The sequence below is a fragment of the Streptomyces sp. NPDC021212 genome, from assembly GCF_044332925.1.
GTDB lineage: Bacteria > Actinomycetota > Actinomycetes > Streptomycetales > Streptomycetaceae > Streptomyces.
In genome coordinates this window covers 124080-148884 of sequence record NZ_JBIRPZ010000009.1, presented here as the reverse complement: position 1 = coordinate 148884, position 24805 = coordinate 124080, and the positions used below count along the sequence as shown (strand labels likewise).

The following is a 24805-nucleotide window of genomic DNA, read 5'->3' as shown; positions in this document are numbered from 1 at the left end:
CGGGACGCGGCCGCCCTCCGCGGGGTCTCAGCCAAAGACGTACTTGATGGCGTTGTTGAACCCATAGTCAATCACGGTCACGATGCCGATCATGATCAGCACGAAGACGATCACCACGCTGGTGTACGTCGACAGCTGGCTGCGCGTGGGCCACACGACCTTGCGCAGCTCGGCGATGATCTGGCGGTAGAACAGCGCGAGCCGGCCGAAGGGCCCCTTCTTCGCGCGCTTGCCACCACGGCGGCCCTTCTTGGTCGCCACCTCGTCCTCGTCGGGACGACCGCTCTCAGGCGTCGCGGTGGAGCCAAGGGCTTCCGTCACTCGTCCTCACCTGAATCCGGGTCGTGGCCGTGCCGCGTCCGGCCCGGCCGCACAGCGGTGCTTGTCCTTGCGTACGCATGCACGCACCCTGTCGATCAAGTGCGTGTAGCAGGGCCGGAGGGACTTGAACCCCCAACCGCTGGTTTTGGAGACCAGTGCTCTACCAATTGAGCTACGACCCTTTGCGGCAACCCCCAACCTACCGCATCCATCCCGCTGCACGGAGTGTGCGAGTCGGATACGTCTGTTGGGTGGCCAACGACGGTTGAGTGTACGTGCTTGACGGCCGGGCGTCGAACGAGAAGCGCCCGTGCCCTCGGGCCGAGTCCCGGCGGGCGACTTGTGTGAGTCTCGTTAAACCCGTGTACCGCCCTTTTCGCCCGTCTGCAACGATGCATTCATGACCGCTGCTACTCCCCCTGCACAGTCCCCGACCGACCGGCGGGTGTCGGCCCGGATCGGTTCCATCTCCGAGTCGGCGACCCTCGCCGTCGATGCGAAGGCCAAGGCCCTCAAGGCCGCCGGCCGCCCGGTGATCGGCTTCGGCGCCGGTGAGCCGGACTTCCCCACTCCCGACTACGTCGTCGAGGCGGCGGTGGCGGCTTGCCGCGACCCCCGGTTCCACCGCTACACCCCGGCCGGCGGGCTCCCCGAGCTGAAGGCCGCCATCGCCGCGAAGACGCTGCGCGACAGCGGTTACGAGGTCGAGGCCGCCCAGATCCTGGTCACCAACGGCGGCAAGCAGGCGATCTACGAGGCGTTCGCCGCGATCGTCGACCCGGGCGACGAGGTCATCGTCCCCGCGCCGTACTGGACCACCTACCCGGAGTCGATCCGGCTGGCCGGCGGTATCCCGGTGGACGTCGTCGCGGACGAGACGACCGGCTACCGGGTCTCCGTCGAGCAGCTGGAGGCGGCCCGCACCGAGCGCACCAAGGTGCTGGTCTTCGTCTCGCCGTCGAACCCGACCGGCGCGGTCTACAGCCGTGAGCAGATCGAGGAGATCGGCCGCTGGGCCGCCGAGCACGGGCTGTGGGTGCTCACCGACGAGATCTACGAGCACCTCGTCTACGGCGACGCGAAGTTCCACTCGCTGCCGGTGGTCGTGCCCGAGCTGGCCGACAAGTGCGTCGTGGTCAACGGTGTCGCGAAGACGTACGCGATGACCGGCTGGCGGGTCGGCTGGATCATCGGCCCCAAGGACGTGGTGAAGGCCGCGACCAACCTCCAGTCGCACGCCACCTCCAATGTGAGCAACGTCGCGCAGGCCGCCGCCCTGGCCGCCGTCTCCGGCGACCTCGACGCCGTCGCCACGATGCGCGAGGCGTTCGACCGCCGCCGCCGCACGATCGTGCGCATGCTCAACGAGATCGACGGCGTCGAGTGCCCGGAGCCGGAGGGCGCGTTCTACGCCTACCCGTCGGCGAAGGGGCTGCTCGGCAAGGAGATCCGCGGCAAGCGGCCGGGGACCACCGTCGAACTGGCCGCGCTGATCCTGGAGGAGGCCGAGGTCGCCGTCGTGCCGGGTGAGGCGTTCGGCACACCGGGCTACCTGCGGCTGTCCTACGCGCTGGGCGACGAGGACCTCGTCGAGGGCATCGCGCGCATCCAGAAGCTGCTGGCTGAGGCCCGCGCCTGAGCGGGTCTTCCCTGTTGAGAGCGGGCGCCCGGCCGTGGCCGGGCGCCCGCTCTCGTCCGGACCCGGATTCCTGTGCGGGCAAGCCCACGTTCGGCGAAAGCGGTACCGCCGGCTCCGGACGTACGGCAAAATTCGCAGATGGCACGCGATGTACATCTGCTCCCCAAGGCGCATCTGCATCTCCACTTCACCGGCTCGATGCGCCCCGGCACGCTCCTCGAACTCGCCGACAAGTACGGCGTCCATCTGCCCGAGGCGCTGAGCGGCGGAGAGCCGCCGAGACTGCGGGCCACCGATGAGCGCGGCTGGTTCCGCTTCCAGCGCCTGTACGACATCGCCCGGTCCTGCCTGCGGGAACCCGACGACATCCGGCGGCTGGTGCGCGAGACCGCCGAGGAGGACGTCGCGGACGGCTCCGGGTGGCTGGAGATCCAGGTCGACCCCACCTCGTACGCCCCGCGCCTGGGCGGGCTGATCCCCGCGCTGGAGATCATCCTGGACGCGGTGGACGCCGCCTCCCGGGACACCGGGCTCGGGATACGGGTCCTGGTCGCCGCGAACCGGATGAAACACCCCCTGGAGGCCCGCACCCTGGCCCGGCTCGCGGTGCGCTTCGCGGACCGCGGGGTGGTCGGCTTCGGGCTCTCCAACGACGAGCGGCGCGGTTTCGCCCGCGACTTCGACCGCGCCTTCGCCATCGCCCGGGACGGCGGGCTGCTGGCCGCCCCGCACGGCGGCGAGCTGTCCGGGCCCGGCAGCGTCCGCGACTGCCTGGACGACCTCGTCGCGTCCCGGGTGGGCCACGGGGTGCGCGCGGCCGAGGACCCGCGGCTGCTCGCCCGGCTGGCCGACCGCGGGGTGACCTGCGAGGTGTGCCCGTCCTCCAACGTCGCGCTCGGGGTCTACGAGAAGCCCGAGGACGTACCGCTGCGCACCCTGTACGACGCCGGGGTGCCGATGGCGCTGGGCGCCGACGACCCACTGCTGTTCGGGTCGCGGCTGGCGGCCCAGTACCAGCTGGCGCGCGAGCACCACGGTTTCAGCGACGAGGAACTGGCCGAGCTGGCGCGGCAGTCGGTGCGGGGTTCGGCGGCGCCGGAGGACGTACGGCGGCGGCTGCTGGCGGGGATCGACGAGTGGCTGGCGTAGCCACCTCCGAATTTTCGGAGGTGGCTACAGGCTCACGCCCACCGTCACCGGCTCGTTGACCAGCGTCACGCCGAACGCCTCCTCGACCCCGGCCACCACCTCGCGGGCCAGCGCCAGCAGGTCCTCGGTGGTGGCCTCGCCGCGGTTGGTGAGCGCGAGGGTGTGCTTGGTGGAGATGCGGGCCGGGCCGGTGCCGTAGCCCTTGGTGAAGCCCGCCTTGTCGATCAGCCAGGCGGCGGAGGTCTTGATCCGCCCCTCCCCCGCCGGGAAGGCGGGCGGGGCGATGTCCGCGCCGAGGCGGTCGGCGACGCGGGTCAGGAAGGCTTCGTACGCGCTCTCGGTCAGCACCGGGTTGGTGAAGAACGACCCCGCGGACCAGGTGTCGTGGTCCTCCGGGTCGAGCACCATGCCCTTGCCCGCGCGCAGGGACAGCACGGTCCGGCGGGCGGTGTCGGCGGGCACCCGGTCGCCCACCCCGACGCCGAGCACCCGGGCGGTCTCGGCGTACTTGATGGGCGCGGACAGCCCGCCCGCGTCCTCCAGCTCGAAGCGGACCCGCAGGATGACGTGGCGGTCCGGCTCGGCCTTGAAGCGGCTGTGGCGGTAGGAGAAGGCGCAGTCGGCGGCGGGGATCGTCACGACCGTGTCGGTGCGGCGGTCGTAGGCGTCCACCTCGGTGAGGGTCGCGGAGACCTCCTGCCCGTACGCCCCGACGTTCTGTATCGGGGTCGCGCCCGCGGAGCCGGGGATTCCGGCCAGGCATTCGATACCGGCGAGGCCCGCCTCGACCGTACGGGCCACGGCGTCGGACCAGTTCTCGCCCGCGGCCAGCTCCAGCCGGGTGCCGTCGAGGGTGAAGCCGGTGGTCGCGATGTGCAGGGCGGTGCCGTCGAAGCCCTTGTCGGCGATGACGAGGTTGCTGCCGCCGCCGATCAGCAGCAGCGGCGTGCCGCTCGCGTCGGCCTCGCGGACCGCGGTGATCACCTCGTCGTCGGTGGTGGCCGTGATCAGACGGGTGGCCGGGCCGCCGAGGCGGAAGGTGGTGAGGGGGGCGAGGGGGGCGTCATGGAGTTCCTGCACGCGCTCAAGAGTACGGGGGCGCCCCCAGCGCGCTGCCGGGGGCGTGTGGGGGCCCCAGTGACTTACGCGAGGCGGACGACGGCGCGGGCCATGCCCAGCACCTTCCGGCCCTCGCTGGTCGCCGTGATGTCCACCCGGACCGTGCGGGCCTCGTCGTCCAGCTTGGCGGCGACCTTGGCGGCGATCTCGATGAGCGCGCCCTTGTCGTCGTTCGGGACGACGACCGGCTTGGTGAAGCGCACGCCGTAGTCGGCGACGGCCCCGGGGTCGCCGGTCCAGTCGGTCACCACGCGGATCGCCTCGGCCATGGTGAACATGCCGTGGGCGATGACGTCGGGGAGGCCGACCTCCTTGGCGAACTTCTCGTTCCAGTGGATCGGGTTGAAGTCGCCGGACGCGCCGGCGTACCGGATGAGGTCGGCGCGGTTCACCGGGAAGGTCTGCGCGGGCAGTTCGGTGCCGACCTCGACGGCGTCGTACGAGATCTTGGCAGTCATCCGGCGTCCTCCGCTTCGGCGGCCCGCGCCACCAGTTTCGTCATCGCCGTCACCACGTGCTCGCCCGCGGCGTCGCGCACCTCACCGCTGATCAGGATCACATCGTTGCCCGCGAGCGACTTGATGTCGTCGATCCTGGTGACGACGGTGAGGCGGTCGGCCGCCTCGATGGGCCGGGTGTACGCGAACTTCTGGTCGCCGTGCACCACCCGGTTGAAGTCCAGGCCCAGCTGCGGGTCCCCGACCACCAGGTGCCGTGCGGCCTTGAAGGTGATCGCGAAGACGAACGTGGGCGGGGCGATCACATCGGAGTAGCCGAGCGCCTTGGCTGCCTCGGGATCGGTGTAGACCGGGTTGGTCTCGCCGATCGATTCGGCGAATTCGCGGATCTTCTCCCTGCCGACCTCGTACGGGTCGGTGGGCGGATAGGTCCGCCCGACGAAAGACGGATCAAGCGCCATCGCCTCGGCACCTCCTGCTGTTTGACGACTAACGAAACGAGGCCACCCCCGCTAGTGGGGGGCGGCCTCGAATGAGAGCTTATTGCTATCGCGTCTCGCGGTGCGCGGTGTGCGCGTTGCAACGCGGGCAGTGCTTCTTGATCTCAAGACGATCCGGGTCATTACGCCGGTTCTTCTTGGTGATGTAGTTCCGCTCCTTGCACTCCACGCAGGCCAGCGTGATCTTCGGGCGGACGTCGGTGGCAGCCACGTGAGTGCTCCTTGACGAACGGATAGGACATGAAGAACGCAGTAAAGAGTAGCCGACCGGAGGACCGACCCCACAATCGGCTACTGTGTGTAGCGGTGACCGGACTTGAACCGGTGACACAGCGATTATGAGCCGCTTGCTCTACCGACTGAGCTACACCGCCTCGATGCGAGCCGGGCCCCGTCCGACCGAAGTCGAACGGGATACCTCACATCAGAGCCCCAATACGGAATCGAACCGTAGACCTTCTCCTTACCATGGAGACGCTCTGCCGACTGAGCTATTGGGGCGAGCGATGAAGACATTACACGCTCGGCCGCCGAAGGTGAAATCCGTATCGGCCCAGGGTCGGTGGGTGCGACACAGAGTGCTCACGCACCACACCGGTACGACTATTCGGCTCCTCCGCGAAGCCGCCGCCATGCGGTCCTAGGCTCGGGTCGCCCCGCGTGATCTTGCGCCCGCCCCAGGAGTGCGATGCCCGAGAGCCAGCCGCCCGAGAGTCACCAGCAGCAGCCCTCCGGCAACGACGGCGGAGCGGCCCCCGGGCCCGGTCCCGGGACCGGGCCCACCGCGCTGGTCCTCGGCGGCGCCCGGCTCGCCGACGGCCGGACGGTGGACGTGCGGCTCAGCGGCGGGCGGATCGAGGCGGTCGGCACCACCGGCAGCCTGGTCCCCGGGCCGCGGCTCGACCTCGCCGGCTACCTGCTGCTCCCCGCCCCCGCCGAGCCGCACGCGCACTGCGACACCGCCCTGACGGCCGACATCGCGGGCCCCGTCCCGCACACCGCCGAGGACGTCCAGCGCCGCACCACCGAGGCCGCCCTGCTGCACCTCGGCCACGGGGCGACCGCCGTGCGCACCCATGTGCGGATCGGCGGGGTGCACGGCCTGCGCTCCCTGGAGGCCGTCCTGGAGGCCCGGCACAGCCTCCGCGGGCTCATCGACCTCGGCGCGGTCGCGGTGCCGCGCGTGCTGACCGGCGCGGCCGGGGCGGACGGGCTCGCGATGCTGCGGGACGCCGTACGGATGGGCGCCTCCGTGATCGGAGGCTGCCCCGACCTCGACCCCGACCCGAGCGGTCACGCCGAGGCCGTCCTCGACCTCGCCGCCCGCCACGGCTGCGCCGTCGACCTCCACACGGACGGCGACGACCCGGCCCGGCTCGCCCGGCTCGCGGCGATGGCCGGGGGCCTGCGGCCCGGCGTCACCATCGGCCCCTGCGGCGGGCTGGCCCGGCTGCCCCGGGACATCGCGGCGCGGACCGCCGACCGGCTCGCGGCCGCGGGCGTCACCGTGGTCTGCCTGCCCCAGGGCGACTGCGTCGGGCGGGAGGACCGGGGTGAGCAGGGGGCGCGCGTGGCCGGCTGCGCGCCGGTGCGGCTGCTGCGGGCCGCGGGCGTCCGGGTCGCCGCCGGGAGCGGCGCCCTGCGCGACACCGTCAACCCCGTGGGCCGCGGCGACCCCTTGGAGGCCGCCTACCTGCTGGCCTCCCGGGGCGAACTGGGGCCCGCGGACGCCTACGACGCGGTCTGCGCCCGGGCCCGGGCCGCGCTGGGGCTGCCCGAGGTGCGCGTGGAGGCGGGGTTCCCCGCCGAGCTGCTGGCGGTGCGCGGCGACGGGCTCGCGGGCGTGCTGTCGCTCGCGTACAGCCGGGTCGTGGTGCACGACGGCCGGGTGGTCGCCCGCACCAGCGCGGTACGGGAGTACTGCGACTCGGCCGCCGCGGTCGCCCTCGACCTCCCCCGCCAGTCCCGGCCCGCGCAGCCATAGCCGGACCGGCGTACGGTCGGGATCATGCGCATTGTCATCGCTGGTGGACATGGACAGATCGCGCTGCGGCTGGAGCGGCTGCTCTCCGCGCGCGGCGACGAAGTGGCGGGCATCATCCGCAAGCCGGAACAGGCGGGCGACCTGCTGGCGGCCGGTGCCGAACCGGTCGTCTGCGACCTCGAATCGGCCTCCGTGGACGACGTGGCCAAGCACCTGGAGGGCGCCGACGCCGCCGTCTTCGCCGCCGGTGCGGGCCCCGGCAGCGGGGCCGCCCGCAAGGACACCGTCGACCGCGGGGCCTCGGCGCTCTTCGCGGACGCGGCCGAGCGGGCGGGTGTACGGCGGTTCCTCACCGTGTCCGCGATGGGCGCGGACCACGAGCCCGCGCCCGGCACGGACCCGGTCTTCGCCGCCTACCTGCGCGCGAAGGGCGCCGCGGACGACGACGTACGGGCCCGCACCGCCCTCGACTGGACCGTGCTGCGCCCGGGCCGCCTCACCGACGACCCGGGCACGGGCCTGGTGAACCTGGCCGAGCACACGGGCCGGGCCGAGGTGACCCGCGACGACGTGGCCGCCGTCCTGGCCGCCCTCCTCGACGAACCCCGCACGGCGGGCCGCACCGTGGAACTCGTGGGCGGCACCACGCCGGTGGCGGAGGCGGTGCGAACGATCGCCGCCGGTGGCTGAGAACGGGGAGACGATGCGGGGTGCGCGGCCCCGGTTCCCTGCCCGGTCCCGGCGCCCATGGCGGGCGCCGAGCGGGTGCGGGAGCGGCCCCGGCGTTCGGTTCGTGTGCGCTAGAAGTCGACCCGGGTCGGGGTGTCCGCCCTGGCCACCGACTCCTGGGCGAAGCGCCGTTCGTAAGCGGTGCGGATGCGTTCGATGCGGGGGTTGCGGGACTCGGCCTCGGGGGCCGGGTAGAGCAGGGTGACCTCGTACGAGCGCTCCCGCTCGATCGTGCCGTTGCGGTCGCGCCACTGGCCGCGGCCGTCCTGGATGGTGAGGCCGGCCGGGAAGCGCGGGGTGATCTGGCGGTCCACGAAGGCCAGGAACTGCTTCTCGGTGACGGGCGGGCCGCCGTCGGGGCGCTCGGTGCCGAAGAGGAGGCGGGTTTCGACGTACGGCGCGCCATGGGCCGGGGCCGGGGCGGGCGCGTCGGCCAGCGCGGCGGGGGTGGCGGCCAGGGTGACGGTCGCCACCGCGGCGGCGATGCGGGCGCTAGGGGTCATGGTGTGATCGTCCCGGGCGCCGGGGCGCCGCGACAGGGCGCATCGGGGTGCGCGGAGGGATCAGACGCGGCGCCAGCGGGCCATGGCGAAGGAGAACACGCCGAACAGCGCCAGCCCCGCCGCGACCGCGGCCAGCAGCCACGGCCCGGCCGAGGTCGCCGCGAAGGTGCGGAGGGTGTCGTCGACGCCCTTGGCCCGGTCCGGGTCGTACCGTACGGCGGCGGAGACCGCGAAGCCGCCCGCCGCCGCGAACACGGTGCCGCGCGCCACCCCTCCGCATACGCCCAGCGCCTCCACGGCGCGCTCGGCCCGGCGGGGCATCCCGGAGAGCGCCAGGTGCTTGCGGAAGGTGCGCAGCAGGGCCCGTACGGCGATCCACACCCCGGCCACGGCGATCACCGCGCCGCCCAGGCCGACCAGCCACCGTCCCTCCGGCAGGCCGAGCGCGCGGGCCGTGACGTCCTGTGACTGGCGGTCGCTGGAGCCGCTGCCGTGTTCCCCGGCCGCGAAGGCGAGCACGGAGGAGGCGACGAAGGCGTAGAAGACCGCGCGGGCCGCGCCGGCGAGCCGTTTGGTGGCCTTGCGGCCGTCCGGTCCGGCCGCGCCGAAGGCCGCCTCGGACAGTCGCCACAGCGCCATGCAGACCAGACCGGCCCCGACGGCCCAGACCAGGGCAGCGCCGAACGGCTGGTGGGCGAGCATCTGGAGGGCCCCGCTCCGGTCGGCTTGTTCGCCGCCGTCGCCGAAGGCGATGCGCAGCGCGAGGACGCCGACGAGCAGGTAGAGGACGCCGCGGGCGGTGAGGCCGCCGCGGGCCGCGGTCTCGATGGCCCGGTGCGGGGGGCGGGTGCGCGCCGCCGGCCCCAGCCCACGTGCGATCGACGATGCGTTCACCGTTTGCCTCCCGACGTCCGGCCAACGCAGCCTGTGCGGCGTTTGCCCCGGACGGCCCCGCGGAAACGGGCGCGGCCCTCTCTTGTTGCCTGAGGCGATCACCTCTACCCTAAACCTGACGGACCGTCAGATCAACGTGGGGAGATGGCGCCATGACGACCGAGCTGCCCATGGTCATCAGCGTGGACGACCATGTGATCGAGCCCGCCCATCTCTTCGAGACCTGGCTCCCGGTCAAGCACCGCGACCGCGGCCCGAAGCCGCTCACGGCCGGCATCGGGGAACTGGCGTACATCGGCGGCAAATACCGCATCACGACCGATCCGGACGGTCCGCTCACGGACTGGTGGGAGTACGAGGGCGCCCTGTTCCCGTACAAGCGGATCATCGCGGCCGTCGGCTTCTCGCGGGACGAGATGACCCTGGAGGGCATCACCCGCGAGCAGATGCGCCGCGGCTGCTGGGACCCCAAGGCCCGGATCGCCGACATGGAGATGAACCACGTCGAGGCGTCGCTGTGCTTCCCGACCTTCCCCCGCTTCTGCGGCCAGACCTTCGCCGAGGCCGGCGACAAGGAGGTCGGGCTGGCGTGCGTGCGGGCGTACAACGACTGGATGGTCGAGGAGTGGTGCGGTGACAGCGGCGGGCGGCTGATCCCGCTGTGCCTGATCCCGCTGTGGGACGTCGGGCTGGCCGTGGCGGAGATCCGGCGGAACGCGGCGCGGGGCGTGCGCGCGGTGACGTTCAGCGAGATCCCGACGTACCTCGGCCTGCCGAGCATCCACAGCGGCTACTGGGACCCGTTCTTCGCCGAGTGCGAGGCGACGGGGACGGTCGTGTGCATGCACATCGGCTCGTCCTCGCAGATGCCCGCCGCCTCCCCCGACGCCCCGCCCGCCGTCCAGGCGGCGTTGAGCTTCAACAACGCCATGGCCTCGATGATGGACTTCCTCTTCAGCGGCGTCCTGGTGAGGTTCCCACGACTGAAGCTCGCGTACGCCGAGGGCCAGATGGGCTGGATCCCCTACGCCCTGGAGCGCGCGGACGACGTCTGGGAGGAGCACCGGGCGTGGGGCGGCGTACGGGACCTCGTACCCGAGCCGCCGTCCACGTACTACTACCGGCAGATCTACTGCTGCTTCTTCCGCGACCGGCACGGCGTCGCCTCGCTCGACACGGTCGGGGTGGACAACGCCACGTTCGAGACCGACTACCCGCACGTGGACTCCACCTGGCCGCACACGAAGCGGATCGCGGCCGAGCACGTCGCGGGGCTGTCGCCGGAGACCACGTACAAGATCCTGCGCGGCAACGCGATCCGGATGCTGGAGCTGGACTTCGACAACGACCGGACGGCGTAAGCAGGTCGATTTCGGCCATCATGGCGCGAATCCCGGCCGCCCCCCTTGCCTATCCGGGGCCGCGGTCATGAGATCGGTTCATGCCTGAGCGTCGGTCACATCCGCACCCCACGGCGTTCGGCGCCGGTCCCTCCCCACGCGGGGACCGGAGCCGAACGGTGGGGCGGTGCCGATCCGCACCCCCCCGTTCGGGTGCGGATCGCGGGAGGGGCGGTTCGGTGGTCGACGCGGCGGCCGTCAGGGACCCGGGCCGATGGCCCGCCAAGGCGCCGCGATCGGCTGCGCTGTTGCGTTGCGATCCTGCCAGCTGTGCGTGCCTCCGAGGAGGTTCCGGTTCGGGGCCGAGGGCTTCGTCGCAGGTCATCCGTATAAAGTGACTTTTCCGGTCCGGATGTCCAGGCGCGGGGGAAGTAAGGAGTGGAGACCTTGAGTTCCGACTCAGGGGTACGCACGGCGTTCGCGGAACGCCTCGCTCTGCTCTACCGGGAGGCCGGCAACCCTCCCCTCAAGAGCGTGGCCGAGGCGGTCGTCCGGCTTCAGCGGGTCGACGAACGGGGGCGCCCCGTACGGGTGTCCGCCCAGCGGATCAGCGACTGGCGGCGGGCCAGGAACGTACCCGCTCAGTTCGCGGCCCTCGCGGCGGTGCTGCACGTACTGATCCCCGACGCACGGCGGCTGCGGCCCGCGCCGGTGTCCACCGGCCTGTACGACATGGCCCAGTGGCAGCGCCTCTGGGAGCGCGCGGTGGCCGACCCGGTCGGCGAGCGCCCCCCGGCGGCCCCGGACGAGGAGGAGCAGCCCCCGGCCGGCACCCCGGCCGTCCCCGGCGCGGTGTGCCCCTACCGGGGGCTGGCCGCGTACCGGCAGCAGGACGCCCGGTGGTTCTTCGGCCGGGAGCGGAGCACGGAGGCGCTCGTCGCCCAGCTGCGCGCGGCGGAGAAGACGGGCGGCCTGGTCATGCTCGTGGGCGCCTCGGGCGCGGGGAAGTCCTCCCTGCTGAACGCCGGGCTGGTGCCCGCGCTGGAGCACGGCGCGCTGGGCGACGGGGACGGCGGGGCGCGCGAGGTGCTCCAGCTCGCGCCGGGCGGCGACCCGCTCGCGGAGCTGATCCGCCGGATACCCCAGCTCGCGGACGTCGCCGGTACCGAGGGGGAGGCGGACGCGGTACGGGAGGCCGTCACGGCGTGGGCGTCCGGCTCCGCCGGGCGCCCGGTCGTCATCGTGGACCAGTTCGAGGAGGCGTTCACCCTCGGCACCGACGAGGCGGACCGGCGTACGTTCGTCCGGCTGCTGCACGCCGCGTGCTCGCCCTCCGCCTCCGGTGACCCGGCACCCGTCCTCGTCGTCCTCGGCATCCGCGCCGACTTCTACGAACAGTGCCTGGCCCACCCCGAGCTGGCCGACGCGCTCCAGCACCGCCACATGGTGCTCGGCCCGCTGACCGTCGCCGAGCTGCGCGAGGCGGTGACGGGCCCGGCCAAGGCCGTCGGGCTGGAACTCGAACCCGGTCTCGCGGAGCTGATCGTCCGCGAGGTGAGCGCCGACGGCCCCCGCGGTACCCATGACGCGGGGGTGCTGCCGCTCCTCTCCCACGCCCTGCTCGCCACCTGGCAGCGCCGCAAGGCGGGACGGCTGACCCTGGCCGGCTACCGCGCGGCGGGCGGCATCCAGGGCGCGGTGGCCGCGACGGCCGAACGGGCCTGGACCAGCCTGGACCCCGCGGCGCGCACGGCCGCCCGGCTGCTCCTCCTCCGGCTGGTCCGGCTCGGCGAGGACACCCAGGCCACCCGCAGGCGGGGGACGCGGCGCCAGCTGTCGGAGGAGTCGACGGAACCCGGCAAGACGCAGGAATCGCTCGAAGCGCTGGTCCGCGCCCGCCTGGTGACCCTCGACGCGGAGACCGTGGAGATCACCCACGAGGCGCTGCTGCACGCCTGGCCCCGGCTGCGCGACTGGATCGACGAGGGCCGGAACGACCATCTGCTGCGCCAGCGCCTGGAGGAGGACGGCCGGGCCTGGGAGGGCATGAACCGCGACCCGTCCCTGCTCTACCGGGGCTCCCGGCTGGAGCAGGCCCACACCTGGGCGAAGTCCGCCGGTGACACCCTGCTGGCGCCCAGCGCGGTGGAGTTCCTGGCCGCCTCGGTGCGGCTGCGCAAGCGCATCATCTGGCTCAGCCGGGGCGCGGTGGCGGCCCTGGTCGTCCTGGCGGTGGTGGCCGTCGGCGCGGCGGTGGTGGCGTGGCAGCAGCGGGACGACGCGGTGTTCGAACAGGTGGTCACCGAAGCGGACCGCTTCGAGTACCGGGATCCGTCGCTGTCCGCCCAGCTCGCCCTGGTGGCCCACCGGCTGCGGCCGGACGACGAGGCCACGAGGAACCGGCTGATCTCGATCGTGAACGCGCCGCTGGCCACCCCGCTGCTCGGCCACACCGGCGCCGTCTACCTCACCTCGTTCAGCCCGGACGGGCGGACCCTGGCCACCGCCGCCTACGACCGGACCGTCCGGCTCTGGGACACCAGCGACCCCACGCGCCCCAAGCCGCTGGGCAAGCCCCTCACCGGCCACACCAGCTGGGTGAGCAGCGCGGTCTTCAGCCCGGACGGCCGCACCCTCGCCAGCGCCGGCGACGACGGCACGGTCCGCCTGTGGGACGTGACGGACCCGAGCCGTCCGCGGCCGCTCGGCGGGCCGCTGTCCGGCCATGACGGCACGATCTACCTGCTCGCCTTCAGCCCGGACGGGCGCACCCTGGCGGCCGCCACCGAGGACCGTCACGTCCGCCTGTGGGACATGGCCGAGCGGGGGCGGCCGAAGTCGCTCGGCACGCTGAACGGCCCCACCGCCGCCGTGCGCTCCGTGGCGTTCAGCCCCGACGGCCGGACGCTCGCGGGCGGTGGCGACGACGGCATGATCAGGCTGTGGGACATGGCCGATCCGCGTCATCCGAAGCGGCTGGGCAAGGCGCTGACCGGCCACACGGACCTGGTGCACTCCGTGGCGTTCAGCCCGGACGGCCGCACCCTCGCCAGCGGCGCCGCGGACAACACGATCCGGCTGTGGGATGTCGGCGATCGACGCCACGCGGAGCCGCTGGGCGCGCCGCTCACCGGCCACACCGGCCCGATCTGGTCGGTGTCCTTCAGCCCGGACGGCAACATGCTCGCCGCCGCCAGCCAGGACAGCACGGCGAGCCTGTGGAACGTCCAGGACCCGGCGTATCCGTCGCAGGTCGGCGAGCCGCTCGCGGGGGCCAGCGGCGAGATGTACGCCCTGGGCTTCAGCCCCGACGGCCGGACGCTGGCCACCGGGAGCGGTGACAACACGGTCCGCCTGTGGTCGATCCCGACGTCGGACATGATCGGCCGGGTCGGGGCGTTCCGCCCGGACGGGAAGGTGCTCGCCACGGCGGCCCGCGACGAGAAGGTCCGGATGTGGAAGGTGGCGAAGCGCGGGCGGCCGGTGCCGATGGGCAAGCCGTTCAGCATGGGGAAGGGCTCGGTGCGGGAGCCGACGTTCTCCCCGGACGGCCGCATCTTCGCGGCGATGACCGGGGTCGCCACGGCACGGCTGTGGGATGTCAGCGATCCGGCCCGTCCCCGCCCCGCCGGGCCGCCCATCGACCTGCGGACCCGGTTCGCGGGCGCGATGGCCTTCACCCCGGACGGGCGCACCCTGGCCACCGTGTACGACGACCGCACCATCCGGCTGTGGGACGTCAGCGACCCGTCCCACGTCCGTCCGCTCGGCGCGCCGCTCACCGGCCACAAGGGCTACGTCAACGCCCTCCTCTTCAGCCCGGACGGCCGCACCCTGGCCAGCGGCAGCGCGGACAACACCATCCGGCTGTGGAAGGTGGCCGACCGGCGTCACGCCGTACCGCTGGGCGAGCCGCTCACGGGACACCTCGGCCCCGTCAACGCGCTCGCCTACAGCCCGGACGGCCGCACCCTGGCCAGCGGCAGCGACGACAACACGGTCCGGCTCTGGAACGTCGCCGATCCCCGCAGGGCGACCCGGCTGGGCCGCCCGCTCACCGGCCACACCGACTCCATCGTCTCGCTCACGCTCAGCCGGGACGGCACCACGCTGGCCAGCGGCGGCAACGACAACGCGGTCCGGCTCTGGGACATCTCCGTCCCGTCCAAGGCCGACGCCATCGGCCAGTCGATGAGCCCCAACGCCAAGACCGGCAACTTCCTGTCGTTCAGTCCCCAGAGCCACATGCTCGGAGTGTCGACCGGCGCCGATACGGTCCGGCTGTGGGACCTGGACGTCGACAAGGCCATCCGTCGCGTCTGCTCGATGACCGAGGGCGTCCTGACGCCGGAGAAGTGGCACGAGTATCTGCCCCGAATGTCGTACGAGCCCCCGTGCGGAGCTTAAGGAAAGGGGCCCCGATGCGTGATCACGATCACAACTCCGCGTTCATTCCAACCAGTCGGCACCCTGACGCGGGCAGGCGCGTTACGCTTGGGAACAGCCCGATCGCTGGTGCATCCCCCGTCGCCAGCGATCGGGCGCTTGCCTGCGCACCGGCGGTCCGCACCGCCCGGCGCCGAGCCGGAGGTCTCCCGTGAAGCTGTGGCTCGGCCAGGCCGCCCTGGACCTCGGCCGCGCCTACGTCCGCCACGCGCCCTGGAGCGCCGGAAAGCGGACCCTGGTCGAGCGGCACCTGAACGCCGCCCTGCGGGACCGCCCCCTGCACCGCCTGGCCCGCACCCGCTTCGGCGCCACCTTCGCCGTCGACACCCAGGACCTCATCCAGCGGTACCTGTACCTCTTCGGCGTCTGGGAACCGCACATGACGCGCTGGCTCCAGCGCAGGCTGCGGCCCGGCGACGTGTTCGTGGACGTCGGCGCCAACATCGGCTACTACAGCGTCCTCGCCTCCCGCCTCGTCGGGCCCGGTGGGAGCGTGGTGGCGGTCGAAGCCTCGCCGACGTTCCACCAGCTGCTCCTGCGGCACGCCCGGCGCAACGCCTGCACCAACATCCGCGCCCTCAACGCCGCCGTCTCCGACCGCGACGAGCTGCTGACCTTCATCCTCGCCAGCTCGCGCAACATGGGCGCGAACAGCATCGTCCCCTATGACGGCCCGGCCGAGTCCACCTTCGACATCGCGGCCCGGCCGCTGCCCGACCTCCTCACCGAGGACGAGATCGCCCGGGCCAGGGTCATCAAGATCGACGTCGAGGGCGCGGAAGGCGGCGTGGTCCGCGGCCTCCTCCCCCTGCTCCCCGCCCTGCGCCCCGACGCCGAGCTGACCATCGAGGTCACCCCGGAGCGGATGGCCGACCTGGGCGAATCCGTCGAGGAGCTGCTGGAAGCCCTGCGGAAGCACGGCTTCCACACCTACCACCTGGCCAACGACTACGCGGCAGGCACCTACCCCGCCGCGGTCCACGGCCCCGCACGGGTCCCACGCCGGTGGCATGGCCCCGTCGCTACGGAGAGCGACCTGGTCTTCTCCCGTGTCGACGCCGAGACCTTGCCCTGACCGCGGCGCCCTGACCGCGGCGCCGGTCAGGCGCCCTCGTAGCGCCAGCCGTCCATCGCCGCCAGGACGCGGGCCCGGGCCTCCACGACCGTGAAGCGGGCCTCGCGCTCGGCCGCGTCGGCGTGGGAGGCATGGGCGGTGACCTGGCCGGGCCACTTGCGGTAGAGGAGGCCCGTCTCGGCGGTGAACCAGCCGCGGCTGACCGCGCTGAGGGCCATCAGCAGTCCGGTGTCCTCGGAGGCGGGCAGGGCCATCCAGCCGCCGAGGGCGAGGAGCAGGTCGCGGCGGACGAACAGGGTCGCCGGGTGGACCTGGGCGCGGTGGTCGTGGGCCTTCCAGTGGTCGAGGAGGGCGCCGCGCGCGATCGGGCCCTGCGGCGGGTCGCCCTCGAAGCCGACGGTGGAGCCGTCGGGCAGCAGGTCCAGGGCGCGCGAGGTGGCCCAGCCGAGCCCCGGGTTCCCGTCGAGCGCGCGCAGGTCGCGGGCGAGGGCCCCGGGGGTGAGCATGTCGTCGGCGTCCAGCACCTTCACGTAACTGCCCTCGGCGCGGGAGAGCCCCATCGTGCGGGCCATGGCCGCCCGCCCGGCCCGGCCCTGGCCGAAGCTGATCCGGTCGTCGTGGGGGACGTACGGGCGTACGGCGTCGGTCTCGCCGTCCTCCTGGACGACCCACTGCCACTCCCAGCCGTCCGGCAGCTCCTGCTGGCACAACGAGGCGTACGCGTCCGGCAGATGCCCGGCGCCCGGGGCGTGGACCGCGGTGATGACCGTGATGATGTTCGGCATGTCACCACCTTGTCAGGGGCGTGACGAAAACGAGTTCCGTTCGGTCACCGGGCAGCCGTACGTCCGAGACCTCGACCACCCGGTCGTCGGTGTCGACGCAGATCTTCCGGAGGAGAATCAGCGAGACGCCCTTCCCCAGGCCGAGCGCGCCGGCCTCCTCCGCCGTCGGCGGGCGGGCCGTGATCCGTTCCTCCACGCGGTCCAGCTCGATACCGATCGTGTAGAGCTGGTGCTGCGTGCCCCCGGGCCAGGGCTCGTTGGCGGCGTCGAGCAGATCGGGGTCGGCAGCGACGACGTCGTGCACGAGATACGAGTGCACCAGCGCGAACGGGGCGTCCTCCGCACGGCAGTTGGTGCGGTACACCCGCTCCAGCAGCCGCGTCCCCACGGGCACCCCGAAGACCCCCGCCAGGTCCTCGTCGGCCTTCGCCTCGCGGTACTCGGCGTGGAAGGCGAGGTCGGACACGTCCAGCCCGGTGTCATGCTCCGTGGACCCGGTCCGCAGGCGCTCGGCCCTGGGCCGGCGCGCCCGGTTCTTCTCCCACTGGTGCCGCTCGTTGCTCCGCTCGACGCGCCGTCGCGGCGTACGCACGAACGTCCCGACCCCGTGCCGCTTGTCGATCAGCCCCTCGGCCACCAGCTCGGACAGCGCCCGCTGCAGCGTCGGCACGCTGGTCCGGTACCGGGCGGCAAGCCTGTCCTCGGCGGGCAGCCGCTCCCCCGGGTGGAGCCGGCCGGTGCGGATGCCGTGCCGCAGCGCGTCGGCGATCTGCTCGTACCTGGGCACGGTTTCAGGTTAAGTCCTGGGGACGACAACGGCCCCCGGCCGCGTAATCGCAGCTCGGGGGCCGTTTTCCCAGCGTGGCGGCGCCAGGATTCGAACCTGGGTAGGCTAAGCCGACGGATTTACAGTCCGCTCCCATTGGCCACTCGGGCACACCGCCTGGGATGTGCGCCAGGTGCCCCGCTTGCGCGGCGCTGCTCCCTGGCAACGACGTAAACAATACCTGATGCCGGGGGGTGGTCCGCCACCCGGTTGATCGCCTCTGGATCATGACCGGGATGGCTAGGCTGGCGCCTACGGTCCGCTGGGCCGTGCCACTGACGGATCTACGTACGAGGAGCCAACTCAAGATGGCCGACTCCAGTTTCGACATCGTCTCGAAGGTCGAGCGGCAGGAGGTCGACAACGCGCTCAACCAGGCGAGCCGCGAGATCTCCCAGCGCTACGACTTCAAGAACGTCGGGGCCTCGATCGAGTGGTCGGGCGAGCGGATCGAGATGCGCGCGAACTCCGAGGAGCGAGTGAAGGCGATCCTCGACGTCTTCCAGTCCAAGCTGGTCAAGCGCGGGATCTCGCTGAAGGCGCTCGACGCGGGTGAGCCGCAGGCGTCCGGCAAGGAGTACAAGATCTTCGCGTCGCTCCAGGAGGGCATCTCGCAGGACAACGCGAAGAAGGTCGCCAAGATCATCCGCGATGAGGGCCCGAAGGGCGTCAAGGCGCAGGTGCAGGGCGAAGAGCTGCGGGTCACCTCGAAGAGCCGGGACGACCTCCAGTCCGTGATCGCGCTGCTGAAGGGCAAGGACCTGGACTTCGCGATCCAGTTCGTCAACTACCGGTAGCGGTTGCGCCGGGTTACGGCACGCCGGGGCCTCGCGGGGCCCCGGCGTCCGCGTGTCCGGCACCCCCGTCGTCGGCGACCAGCCGTTCGCCCCGGCTCTCGGCGATCCGCAGCGCGTCGCGGAGGGCTTCGGTCAGCCGGTGCGCCAGGTAACGGAGTTCCCCGGCGTGCGTCTTGCGGTCGTCCAGCAGGGCGCGGGCGTGGGCCAGCAGCTCCGTCCCCATGTTCAGCTGCACCGCCTCGACCTCGTCCGCCCGCCGGTTCAACCGGCTGCCGGCGTCGCCGGAGGAGAGGTAGCAGGGTTTGCCGTCCGGGGTCGTCCAGGGCAGTAGGCGTAGCGGCGGTTCGATGTCGCGGGCGGTGCGGTCCGGCATGGTGCTCTGCTTCCGTCGTGGGTACGTGACTCCATCGAAGTGGCTCCGTTGACCTCACGGAGGAGCCGCCCAGGGGGCCTGGGAGGGGCCAGACTGGGACGGGGAGGGGGCCAGGATGAGCGATGACCGGCGTACGTGGTTCGGCAGCTATCTCGCACGCCTGCGACGGGCCACCGGGCGGAGCCAGCGGCAGTTGGCGGAGCGGCTGTGTGCGCTGTCGGGGCTGGGTTCCGTCACGCGGCACGAGATCTCCCGGTGGGAGCGGGGCGCACGGGTGCCCGATGCGTGGCTTCCCGCCCTGGCGCAGGCGCTCGGTGTGTCGGTGGGCGAGCTGGAACGGGCCGCCGCCTACGCCCGGGGCGAGACGGACACCGCCCCGGGCGGACCGTCAGCTTCCCTGGCCGAGCTGCTGCCCCCGGACGACCCGCTGGCGCCGCTCGGGGCACGGTCCGGTCGGCGTATCGGCGCCGGGACGGTGGCCCGCCTCGCGGCGCGCGTGCATGGGCTGCGACTGGCCGACGATGTCCTGGCGGGGGGCGACCTGATCGGCCCCGCCTTCCGTGACCTGGGGTCGGCCGTACGGCTCTACCGGGAGACGAACCACGCCGAGGACGTGGGCAGGGCGCTGCTGGCACAGATCGGCGAGCTGGCTCAGATCGCGGGGTGGATCGCGAGCGACGCCGGACACCACGAGCAGGCGAGCCGTGCCTACACCATTGGCATCTCGGCCGCGCGGCAGGCGGGCGACGGGCCACTCGTGGCCCAGCTCGCGGGCAGCCTCGCCTACCAGTTGAGCAACACCGGGCGGGAGCGTGAGGGCCTGGGTCTCGCGCTCGCGGCCGTCGAGGAGGCGGGCCCGGACGCACCCGCCAAGGCCAGGGCGCTGTTCCTCGACCGCGTCGCCTGGGCGCACACCCGCGCCGGGGAAGCGCAGCCCGCCATCCGGGCACTCGGCGCGGCGCACGACGCCCTGTCGGCGGACGGCGGCGCCGACGCACCACTGTGGGCCTACTGGGTCAGCCGTGCGGAGCTGGAGGTGATGGACGCCCGGGTGTTCACCGAGCTGCGGCGCCCGCTGCGCGCCGTGCCGCTCCTCACTGATGTGCTGGCCCGGTACGACGCCACCCACGCGCGGGAGGTCGCCCTGTACCGCTCATGGCTGGCGGTCGCCCTCGCGGACGCGAACGAGCCGGAACAGGCCGCCGCCGAGGCCCGGCTCGTCGTCACGGCATCCGCCGAGGTGGCCAGTGAGCGGGCTGCCGAGCGTTCCCGCGTCGTCCTGCGCCGGCTGCGCGACTTCGAGGACGTACCCGAGGTGCGCGACCTGCTCGACGAGCACGGACGGCTGCTCGCCGGATAATCAACGCCCGACGAAGGGGCGGTCCGTGGGGACGATGTCGTGGCCGAGGGGGGTCAGGGAGATCGGGATCAGCTTGAAGTTGGCGATGCCCAGCGGGATACCGATGATCGTCACGCACAGCAGGACGCCGGTGACGATGTGGCCGAGGGCGAGCCACCAGCCGGCGAGGATGATCCACAGGACGTTGCCCACGCAGGAGGCGGCGCCCGCGTCGCGGCGCGGGACGGCCATGCGGCCGAAGGGCCACAGGGCATAGCCGGCGATGCGGAACGAGGCGATCCCGAAGGGGATGCCGATGATGGTGATGCACAGCAGCAGACCGGCCAGGACATAGCCACAGGCCAGCCAGAAGCCGCTGAGCACGAGCCAGATGATGTTCAGAATGGTCTTCACGGTAGCTCCCCCGCCATCTTTTCAAGTCGTGCGATGCGCTCCCGCATGGGCGGGTGCGTGGAGAAGAGCTTGGACATGCCGCCGCCCGCCCCGAACGGGTTCGCGATCATCATATGGCTGGCGGTCTCAAGCCGGGGTTCCGGGGGGAGCGGCAGCGCTTGCGTGCCCGCTTCCAGCTTACGCAGGGCGCTGGCGAGGGCCAGGGGGTCGCCGGTGAGCTGGGCTCCGGACGCGTCCGCCTCGTATTCGCGGGAGCGGCTGACGGCGAGCTGGATGATGGAGGCCGCGAGCGGGCCGAGGAACATGATCAGCAGCATCCCGACGAAGCCGGGGCCCTCGTCGTCGTCGGACCGGCCGACGGGGATCAGCCAGGCGAAGTTGACCAGGAACACCACCACGCTGGCGAGCGCGCCGGCGATGGAGGAGATGAGGATGTCGCGGTTGTAGACATGGCTCAGCTCGTGGCCGATGACCCCGCGCAGCTCGCGCTCGTCCAGCAGCCGCAGGATGCCGTCGGTGCAGCAGACGGCCGCCTTGCGCGGGTTGCGGCCGGTCGCGAAGGCGTTGGGGGCCTCGGTCGGGGAGATGTAGAGGCGCGGCATGGGCTGGCGGGCGGCCGTGGAAAGCTCGCGCACCATCCGGTAGAGCCCCGGCGCCTCGAACTCGCTGACGGGCCGCGCCCGCATCGCCCGCAGGGCGAGCTTGTCGCTGTTCCAGTAGGCGTACGCGTTCGTCCCCAGGGCGACGAAGACCGCGATGATCAGCCCCATCCGGCCGAAGAAGCTGCCGATGACGATGATGAGCGCGGAGAGTCCCCCGAGGAGTACGGCGGTCCTCAGCCCGTTGTGCCGGCGGTGCACTGTACGCCCTCCCAAAAATGCCGCAGGGGAACCGTCCCTGAACTGGTCAACGCCAGGTGAGGGGCACTAGTTCCCTTGTGCACCGATGTGCACCGCGGGCGGTCCTACAGCAGGACGCCGGAGGCGAACCGCAGGACGAGCTGAGGGGCGCCGGACAGGGCGATGCCGAGGACGGCGGCGAGTCCGATGGCGGTCGTCAGGGGGGCGGTGGCCGCCACCGGGGTGACGGATGCCACGCCCGCGGTCGCCGGGGCGAGTTCCGGTGCGGGTTCCGGTGCGCGGAAGAGGATCGCCGTCCACTGGAGGTAGTAGTAGAGGGCGATCACCACGTTCACCGCCATGACGACGGCCAGCCAGCCGAGCCCCGCGTGGATGGCCGTCTGGAAGACGGTCACCTTGGCGAAGAGCCCGATGACGCCCGGCGGCAGCCCGGCCAGGCACAGCAGGAAGAAGCCGAGGGCGAGGGCGGCGGCCGGGCGGGCGGCGTACAGGCCGCGGTAGTCGGTGATGCGGCCGGTGGCGTTCGTACGGGCGACGAGGGCGACGACCGCGAAGGCGCCCAGGTTGACGGCCGCGTACATGAGGGCGTACGCGACGGTCGAGCCGATGGCGTGGGCGGCGTCGTCGGCCGAGCCCGCGTATCCGGCGGCCGCGATCGGGACCAGCAGATAGCCCGCCTGGCCGACGGAGGACCAGGCCAGCAGGCGGACGGCGCTGTGCGCGCGCTCGGGGCGCTGGCGCAGCGCGGCGACGTTGCCCGCGGTCATGGTGAGGGCGGCGAGGACGGCGACGGCCGGGCCCCACACGTCGTCGTAGGACGGGAAGGCAAGGAGGGTCACCAGGATGAGGCCGGAGAAGCCGACCGCCTTGCCGACGACGGAGAGGTAGGCGGCGACCGGGATGGGCGCGCCGACGTAGGTGTCCGGGACCCAGAAGTGGAAGGGCACGGCGGCGGTCTTGAAGGCGAAGCCGACCAGGGTGAGGACCACGCCCGTCTGCGCGAGCGTGTCGAGCCGCGGGTCCACATGGGTGAGGCCGTCGGCGATCCGCGACAGGTGCAGGCTGCCGGTGGCGGCGTAGACGAAGCTGACGCCGAGCAGCATGACGGCGGTCGCGGTGACCGAGGAGAGGAAGAATTTCAGGGCGGCCTCGGAGGAGAGCCGGCTCCCCCGGCGCAGCCCGACGAGCGCGAAGGCGGGGAGGGAGGCCACCTCCAGGGCGACGACGAGGGTCGCGAGGTCCCGGGAGGCGGGCAGCAGCGCGGCGCCGGAGGCGGACGACAGCAGCAGGAACCAGAACTCGCCCGCGGGGAGTTTCAGGTCCTGGATGCCACTGATGGACAGCAGCGCGGTGAGCAGCGCCCCGCCGAGCACCAGGAACTGGATGACGAGGGTGAAGCCGTCGGCCGTGTAGCTGCACGCGGGGGCGCCGGAGCCCAGGCAGAAGGTGGAGCGGTCGTCGTGGAGCAGGGGCAGCAGGCTGAGCCCGGCCAGGACGAGGCCCGCCATGGCCAGCCAGCCCAGCAGGGGCTTCCGGCGCTCGGGCAGGAAGAGGTCGGCGACGAGGACGGCGAGGCCGGCCACGGCGGCGATGGTGGGCGGGGCGACGGCGGGCCAGTCGACGGACTGGACGAGGCCCGCGGCGAGACCAGAGGCGAGGGGTGTCATCAGTTGCCTCCCGCGAGGAGCTGCTGCACGGCCGGGTCGGTGAGGCCGAGGAGGGCCGCGGGCCACAGTCCGGCGAGGACGGTGAGGGCCACCAGGGGGCTCCAGGCGGCGAATTCGTGGCCGTGGACGTCGGCCAGGGCGGGCCGGGCGGCGCCGTGTTCGGCCCCGGGTTCCACGGGGTGGTCGCCCATGCAGACGCGCCGTACGACGATGAGCATGTAGGCGGCGGTCAGCAGGGTGCCGAAGCCGGCGAGCGCCATGTAGGTGAGGTACGCCGGGCGGCTGAGCCCGTCGGCGGGTTCGAACGCGCCGAACATGGCGAGCATCTCGCCCCAGAACCCGGCGAGTCCGGGCAGCCCGAGGGAGGCGACGGCGCCGAAGGCGAGCAGCCCGCCCAGGCGCGGCGCCCTGCCGTAGAGCGCGGCACCGCTGGCGCCGGAGAGCTGGTCCAGGTCGGTGGTGCCGGAGCGGTCCTTGAGGGCGCCGACCAGGAAGAAGAGCAGGCCGGTGATGAGGCCGTGGGCGATGTTGGCGAACAGCGCGCCGTTCACCCCGGTGGGGGTGAGGGTCGCGATGCCCAGCAGCACGAAGCCCATGTGGCCGACGGAGGAGTAGGCGATGAGCCGCTTGAGGTCGCCGCCCGCGCCGGAGCGTGCAAGGGCGAGGCAGGCGAGCGATCCGTAGATGATGCCGACGACGGCGAAGGCCGCGAGGTAGGGGGCGAAGGTGTGCGCGCCCTCGGGGACCATCGGCAGCACGATGCGGACCAGTCCGTACGTGCCCATCTTGAGCAGGACGCCCGCGAGGAGGACCGAGCCGACGGTGGGCGCGGCGGTGTGGGCGTCCGGCAGCCAGCTGTGCAGCGGCCACATCGGGGCCTTGACGGCGAGTCCGACGATGATGGCGAGGGCCGCGATGAGCTGGGTGGTGTGGCTCAGCCCCGACCCATTGTCGGAGGCGAGTGCCACCATGTCGAAGGTGCCGCCCTTGACCCCGATGAGGAGGAGGCCCAGCAGCATGACGACGGAGCCGAGCAGCGTGTAGAGGATGAACCGCCAGGCGCCGCGCTCCCGTCCGGCGCCGCCCCACCGGTGGATGAGGAAGTACATCGGGATGAGCGTCATCTCGAACGCCAGGAAGAACAGCATCAGGTCGAGGACCGCGAAGCTGGCCAGGGTGCCGCACTCCAGGAGGAGGAGCAGCGAGACGAAGCCTTTCGCCGAGCCTCCGGCGGGCATGTTCTTGTACGTGTAGAGCGCGCACAGGAACGTCAGCAAGGCGGTCAGGACGAGCAGGGGCAGCGAGACGCCGTCCACGCCGAGGTGGACGCGGATGTTCAGCGCCGGGATCCAGCTGATGTCGGTCTGGGCCTGCATCGCGGCCGGGCGGCCGTGGTCGAAGCCGGCGGCGAGCGCGATGGCGGCGGCGAGCACGGCGCCGGAGACGGTGACGCCGTGGCGCAGCACGGCCTGCTCCGGGTCGCGGCCTTTCAGGCCGGGCGGGGCCGGGAGCAGGGCGGCGACGGAGCCGAGCAGGGGGAGCACGACGACGGCCGCGAGGAGGTATTGCAGGGCGGTGTGGTTCACG

General features: G+C 72.5%; 23 protein-coding genes and 4 tRNA genes. 9 read left to right on the top strand and 18 right to left on the bottom strand.

From position 1 onward, the window contains the following. Positions 1 to 27: 27 nt before the first annotated feature. Together secE and ACH4SI_RS24725 are read right to left on the bottom strand one after the other, a co-directional pair. A complete protein-coding gene (gene secE, locus ACH4SI_RS24730; RefSeq protein ID WP_009715901.1) occupies positions 28 to 321 on the bottom strand; it encodes a preprotein translocase subunit SecE in 294 nt (97 codons plus the stop codon). Positions 322 to 430: 109 nt separating this feature from the next. Beyond that, positions 431 to 503: transfer RNA gene (locus ACH4SI_RS24725), tRNA-Trp, on the bottom strand. A 218-nt stretch (positions 504 to 721) separates the two neighbouring features. Here ACH4SI_RS24725 and ACH4SI_RS24720 point away from each other — a divergent pair. After that, on the top strand, positions 722 to 1960 hold the full coding sequence (locus ACH4SI_RS24720) for a pyridoxal phosphate-dependent aminotransferase (protein WP_398299076.1): 1239 nt from the start codon (positions 722 to 724) through the stop codon (positions 1958 to 1960). Between the two features lie 138 nt (positions 1961 to 2098). Beyond that, on the top strand, positions 2099 to 3109 hold the full coding sequence (locus ACH4SI_RS24715; RefSeq protein ID WP_398299074.1) for an adenosine deaminase: 1011 nt from the start codon (positions 2099 to 2101) through the stop codon (positions 3107 to 3109). A 24-nt stretch (positions 3110 to 3133) separates the two neighbouring features. On the opposite strand, the gene ACH4SI_RS24710 is transcribed toward ACH4SI_RS24715, so the two are convergent. The 6 genes from ACH4SI_RS24710 to ACH4SI_RS24685 form a co-directional block, all read right to left on the bottom strand. Beyond that, positions 3134 to 4189 carry a UDP-N-acetylmuramate dehydrogenase gene (locus ACH4SI_RS24710; protein WP_398299072.1) on the bottom strand — a complete coding sequence of 352 codons (1056 nt, stop codon included), beginning with the start codon at positions 4187 to 4189 and terminating at the stop codon, positions 3134 to 3136. 62 nt (positions 4190 to 4251) lie between these two features. Next, a complete protein-coding gene (locus ACH4SI_RS24705; RefSeq protein ID WP_398299070.1) occupies positions 4252 to 4686 on the bottom strand; it encodes a MaoC family dehydratase in 435 nt (144 codons plus the stop codon). Next, the gene (locus ACH4SI_RS24700; protein WP_398299068.1) at positions 4683 to 5147 is read right to left on the bottom strand and encodes a MaoC family dehydratase N-terminal domain-containing protein; all 465 of its coding nucleotides are present in this window, start codon (positions 5145 to 5147) and stop codon (positions 4683 to 4685) included. The genes ACH4SI_RS24705 and ACH4SI_RS24700 overlap by 4 nt, the downstream gene beginning before the upstream one ends. Positions 5148 to 5232: 85 nt before the next feature. Beyond that, positions 5233 to 5397: a 50S ribosomal protein L33 gene (gene rpmG / locus ACH4SI_RS24695; protein ID WP_009715907.1), complete on the bottom strand. Its 165-nt coding sequence runs from the start codon at positions 5395 to 5397 to the stop codon at positions 5233 to 5235. A gap of 90 nt (positions 5398 to 5487) precedes the next feature. Beyond that, a tRNA-Met gene (locus tag ACH4SI_RS24690) sits at positions 5488 to 5560 on the bottom strand. Between the two features lie 54 nt (positions 5561 to 5614). Further along, positions 5615 to 5687, bottom strand: a tRNA-Thr gene (locus tag ACH4SI_RS24685). Positions 5688 to 5874: 187 nt separating this feature from the next. On the opposite strand from ACH4SI_RS24685, the gene ACH4SI_RS24680 reads away from it, so the two are divergent. Further along, the gene (locus ACH4SI_RS24680) at positions 5875 to 7170 is read left to right on the top strand and encodes a hydrolase (RefSeq protein ID WP_398299066.1); all 1296 of its coding nucleotides are present in this window, start codon (positions 5875 to 5877) and stop codon (positions 7168 to 7170) included. A gap of 24 nt (positions 7171 to 7194) precedes the next feature. Continuing rightward, positions 7195 to 7860: an NAD(P)H-binding protein gene (locus tag ACH4SI_RS24675; protein WP_398299064.1), complete on the top strand. Its 666-nt coding sequence runs from the start codon at positions 7195 to 7197 to the stop codon at positions 7858 to 7860. A gap of 110 nt (positions 7861 to 7970) precedes the next feature. Here the strand turns inward: ACH4SI_RS24675 and ACH4SI_RS24670 are convergent, their stop codons facing one another. Then, entirely contained in the window at positions 7971 to 8402 is a 432-nt protein-coding gene (locus ACH4SI_RS24670) for a DUF3574 domain-containing protein (RefSeq protein ID WP_398299062.1), read from the bottom strand. Positions 8403 to 8462: 60 nt separating this feature from the next. Beyond that, on the bottom strand, positions 8463 to 9281 hold the full coding sequence (locus ACH4SI_RS24665; RefSeq protein ID WP_398299496.1) for a DUF1206 domain-containing protein: 819 nt from the start codon (positions 9279 to 9281) through the stop codon (positions 8463 to 8465). A 167-nt stretch (positions 9282 to 9448) separates the two neighbouring features. Here ACH4SI_RS24665 and ACH4SI_RS24660 point away from each other — a divergent pair, with 167 nt between their 5' ends. The 3 genes from ACH4SI_RS24660 to ACH4SI_RS24650 all read left to right on the top strand — a co-directional run bounded on the left by ACH4SI_RS24660 (position 9449) and on the right by ACH4SI_RS24650 (position 16157). Then, on the top strand, positions 9449 to 10657 hold the full coding sequence (locus ACH4SI_RS24660; protein ID WP_398299059.1) for an amidohydrolase family protein: 1209 nt from the start codon (positions 9449 to 9451) through the stop codon (positions 10655 to 10657). Positions 10658 to 11074: 417 nt separating this feature from the next. Then, on the top strand, positions 11075 to 15043 hold the full coding sequence (locus ACH4SI_RS24655) for a hypothetical protein (protein WP_398299057.1): 3969 nt from the start codon (positions 11075 to 11077) through the stop codon (positions 15041 to 15043). Positions 15044 to 15233: 190 nt separating this feature from the next. After that, the gene (locus tag ACH4SI_RS24650; RefSeq protein WP_398299055.1) at positions 15234 to 16157 is read left to right on the top strand and encodes an FkbM family methyltransferase; all 924 of its coding nucleotides are present in this window, start codon (positions 15234 to 15236) and stop codon (positions 16155 to 16157) included. A 26-nt stretch (positions 16158 to 16183) separates the two neighbouring features. Here ACH4SI_RS24650 and ACH4SI_RS24645 read toward each other — a convergent pair whose 3' ends face one another. The 3 genes from ACH4SI_RS24645 to ACH4SI_RS24635 form a co-directional block, all read right to left on the bottom strand. Next, positions 16184 to 16942 (bottom strand): glycosyltransferase family 2 protein, encoded by a 759-nt coding sequence (locus tag ACH4SI_RS24645; RefSeq protein ID WP_398299053.1) that lies wholly within the window; start codon positions 16940 to 16942, stop codon positions 16184 to 16186. A 1-nt stretch (position 16943) separates the two neighbouring features. Beyond that, complete coding sequence (locus ACH4SI_RS24640) at positions 16944 to 17729, bottom strand: GntR family transcriptional regulator (RefSeq protein ID WP_398299051.1); 786 nt, start codon at positions 17727 to 17729, stop codon at positions 16944 to 16946. 75 nt (positions 17730 to 17804) lie between these two features. Then, positions 17805 to 17886: transfer RNA gene (locus ACH4SI_RS24635), tRNA-Tyr, on the bottom strand. Positions 17887 to 18076: 190 nt separating this feature from the next. Here ACH4SI_RS24635 and ACH4SI_RS24630 point away from each other — a divergent pair. Next, complete coding sequence (locus tag ACH4SI_RS24630; RefSeq protein ID WP_398299049.1) at positions 18077 to 18565, top strand: YajQ family cyclic di-GMP-binding protein; 489 nt, start codon at positions 18077 to 18079, stop codon at positions 18563 to 18565. 13 nt (positions 18566 to 18578) lie between these two features. On the opposite strand, the gene ACH4SI_RS24625 is transcribed toward ACH4SI_RS24630, so the two are convergent. Further along, on the bottom strand, positions 18579 to 18938 hold the full coding sequence (locus ACH4SI_RS24625; protein ID WP_398299047.1) for a hypothetical protein: 360 nt from the start codon (positions 18936 to 18938) through the stop codon (positions 18579 to 18581). Between the two features lie 115 nt (positions 18939 to 19053). On the opposite strand from ACH4SI_RS24625, the gene ACH4SI_RS24620 reads away from it, so the two are divergent. Further along, positions 19054 to 20298 carry a helix-turn-helix domain-containing protein gene (locus tag ACH4SI_RS24620; protein ID WP_398299045.1) on the top strand — a complete coding sequence of 415 codons (1245 nt, stop codon included), beginning with the start codon at positions 19054 to 19056 and terminating at the stop codon, positions 20296 to 20298. Here ACH4SI_RS24620 and ACH4SI_RS24615 read toward each other — a convergent pair whose 3' ends face one another. The 4 genes from ACH4SI_RS24615 to ACH4SI_RS24600 all read right to left on the bottom strand — a co-directional run bounded on the left by ACH4SI_RS24615 (position 20299) and on the right by ACH4SI_RS24600 (position 24804). Beyond that, the gene (locus ACH4SI_RS24615; protein WP_398299043.1) at positions 20299 to 20691 is read right to left on the bottom strand and encodes a YccF domain-containing protein; all 393 of its coding nucleotides are present in this window, start codon (positions 20689 to 20691) and stop codon (positions 20299 to 20301) included. Next, complete coding sequence (gene htpX, locus ACH4SI_RS24610) at positions 20688 to 21551, bottom strand: zinc metalloprotease HtpX (RefSeq protein WP_398299041.1); 864 nt, start codon at positions 21549 to 21551, stop codon at positions 20688 to 20690. The genes ACH4SI_RS24615 and htpX overlap by 4 nt, the downstream gene beginning before the upstream one ends. Before the next feature lie 104 nt (positions 21552 to 21655). Continuing rightward, positions 21656 to 23218 (bottom strand): NADH-quinone oxidoreductase subunit N, encoded by a 1563-nt coding sequence (locus ACH4SI_RS24605; RefSeq protein WP_398299039.1) that lies wholly within the window; start codon positions 23216 to 23218, stop codon positions 21656 to 21658. Beyond that, positions 23218 to 24804 carry a NuoM family protein gene (locus ACH4SI_RS24600; protein WP_398299037.1) on the bottom strand — a complete coding sequence of 529 codons (1587 nt, stop codon included), beginning with the start codon at positions 24802 to 24804 and terminating at the stop codon, positions 23218 to 23220. Before ACH4SI_RS24600 ends, ACH4SI_RS24605 begins: the two co-directional genes overlap by 1 nt. Position 24805: the final 1 nt, after the last annotated feature.

Excerpts from the sequence above, each read along its gene's own strand:
- ACH4SI_RS24700 (WP_398299068.1), bottom strand. The coding sequence starts at position 5,147 with ATGGCGCTTGATCCGTCTTTCGTCGGGCGGACCTATCCGCCCACCGAC.
- ACH4SI_RS24645 (WP_398299053.1), bottom strand. The coding sequence starts at position 16,942 with ATGCCGAACATCATCACGGTCATCACCGCGGTCCACGCCCCGGGCGCC.
- ACH4SI_RS24630 (WP_398299049.1), top strand. The coding sequence starts at position 18,077 with ATGGCCGACTCCAGTTTCGACATCGTCTCGAAGGTCGAGCGGCAGGAG.
- ACH4SI_RS24620 (WP_398299045.1), top strand. The coding sequence starts at position 19,054 with ATGAGCGATGACCGGCGTACGTGGTTCGGCAGCTATCTCGCACGCCTG.
- ACH4SI_RS24675 (WP_398299064.1), top strand. The coding sequence starts at position 7,195 with ATGCGCATTGTCATCGCTGGTGGACATGGACAGATCGCGCTGCGGCTG.
- ACH4SI_RS24680 (WP_398299066.1), top strand. The coding sequence starts at position 5,875 with ATGCCCGAGAGCCAGCCGCCCGAGAGTCACCAGCAGCAGCCCTCCGGC.
- ACH4SI_RS24720 (WP_398299076.1), top strand. The coding sequence starts at position 722 with ATGACCGCTGCTACTCCCCCTGCACAGTCCCCGACCGACCGGCGGGTG.
- ACH4SI_RS24670 (WP_398299062.1), bottom strand. The coding sequence starts at position 8,402 with ATGACCCCTAGCGCCCGCATCGCCGCCGCGGTGGCGACCGTCACCCTG.
- ACH4SI_RS24605 (WP_398299039.1), bottom strand. The coding sequence starts at position 23,218 with ATGACACCCCTCGCCTCTGGTCTCGCCGCGGGCCTCGTCCAGTCCGTC.
- ACH4SI_RS24705 (WP_398299070.1), bottom strand. The coding sequence starts at position 4,686 with ATGACTGCCAAGATCTCGTACGACGCCGTCGAGGTCGGCACCGAACTG.
- ACH4SI_RS24715 (WP_398299074.1), top strand. The coding sequence starts at position 2,099 with ATGGCACGCGATGTACATCTGCTCCCCAAGGCGCATCTGCATCTCCAC.
- ACH4SI_RS24660 (WP_398299059.1), top strand. The coding sequence starts at position 9,449 with ATGACGACCGAGCTGCCCATGGTCATCAGCGTGGACGACCATGTGATC.
- ACH4SI_RS24625 (WP_398299047.1), bottom strand. The coding sequence starts at position 18,938 with ATGCCGGACCGCACCGCCCGCGACATCGAACCGCCGCTACGCCTACTG.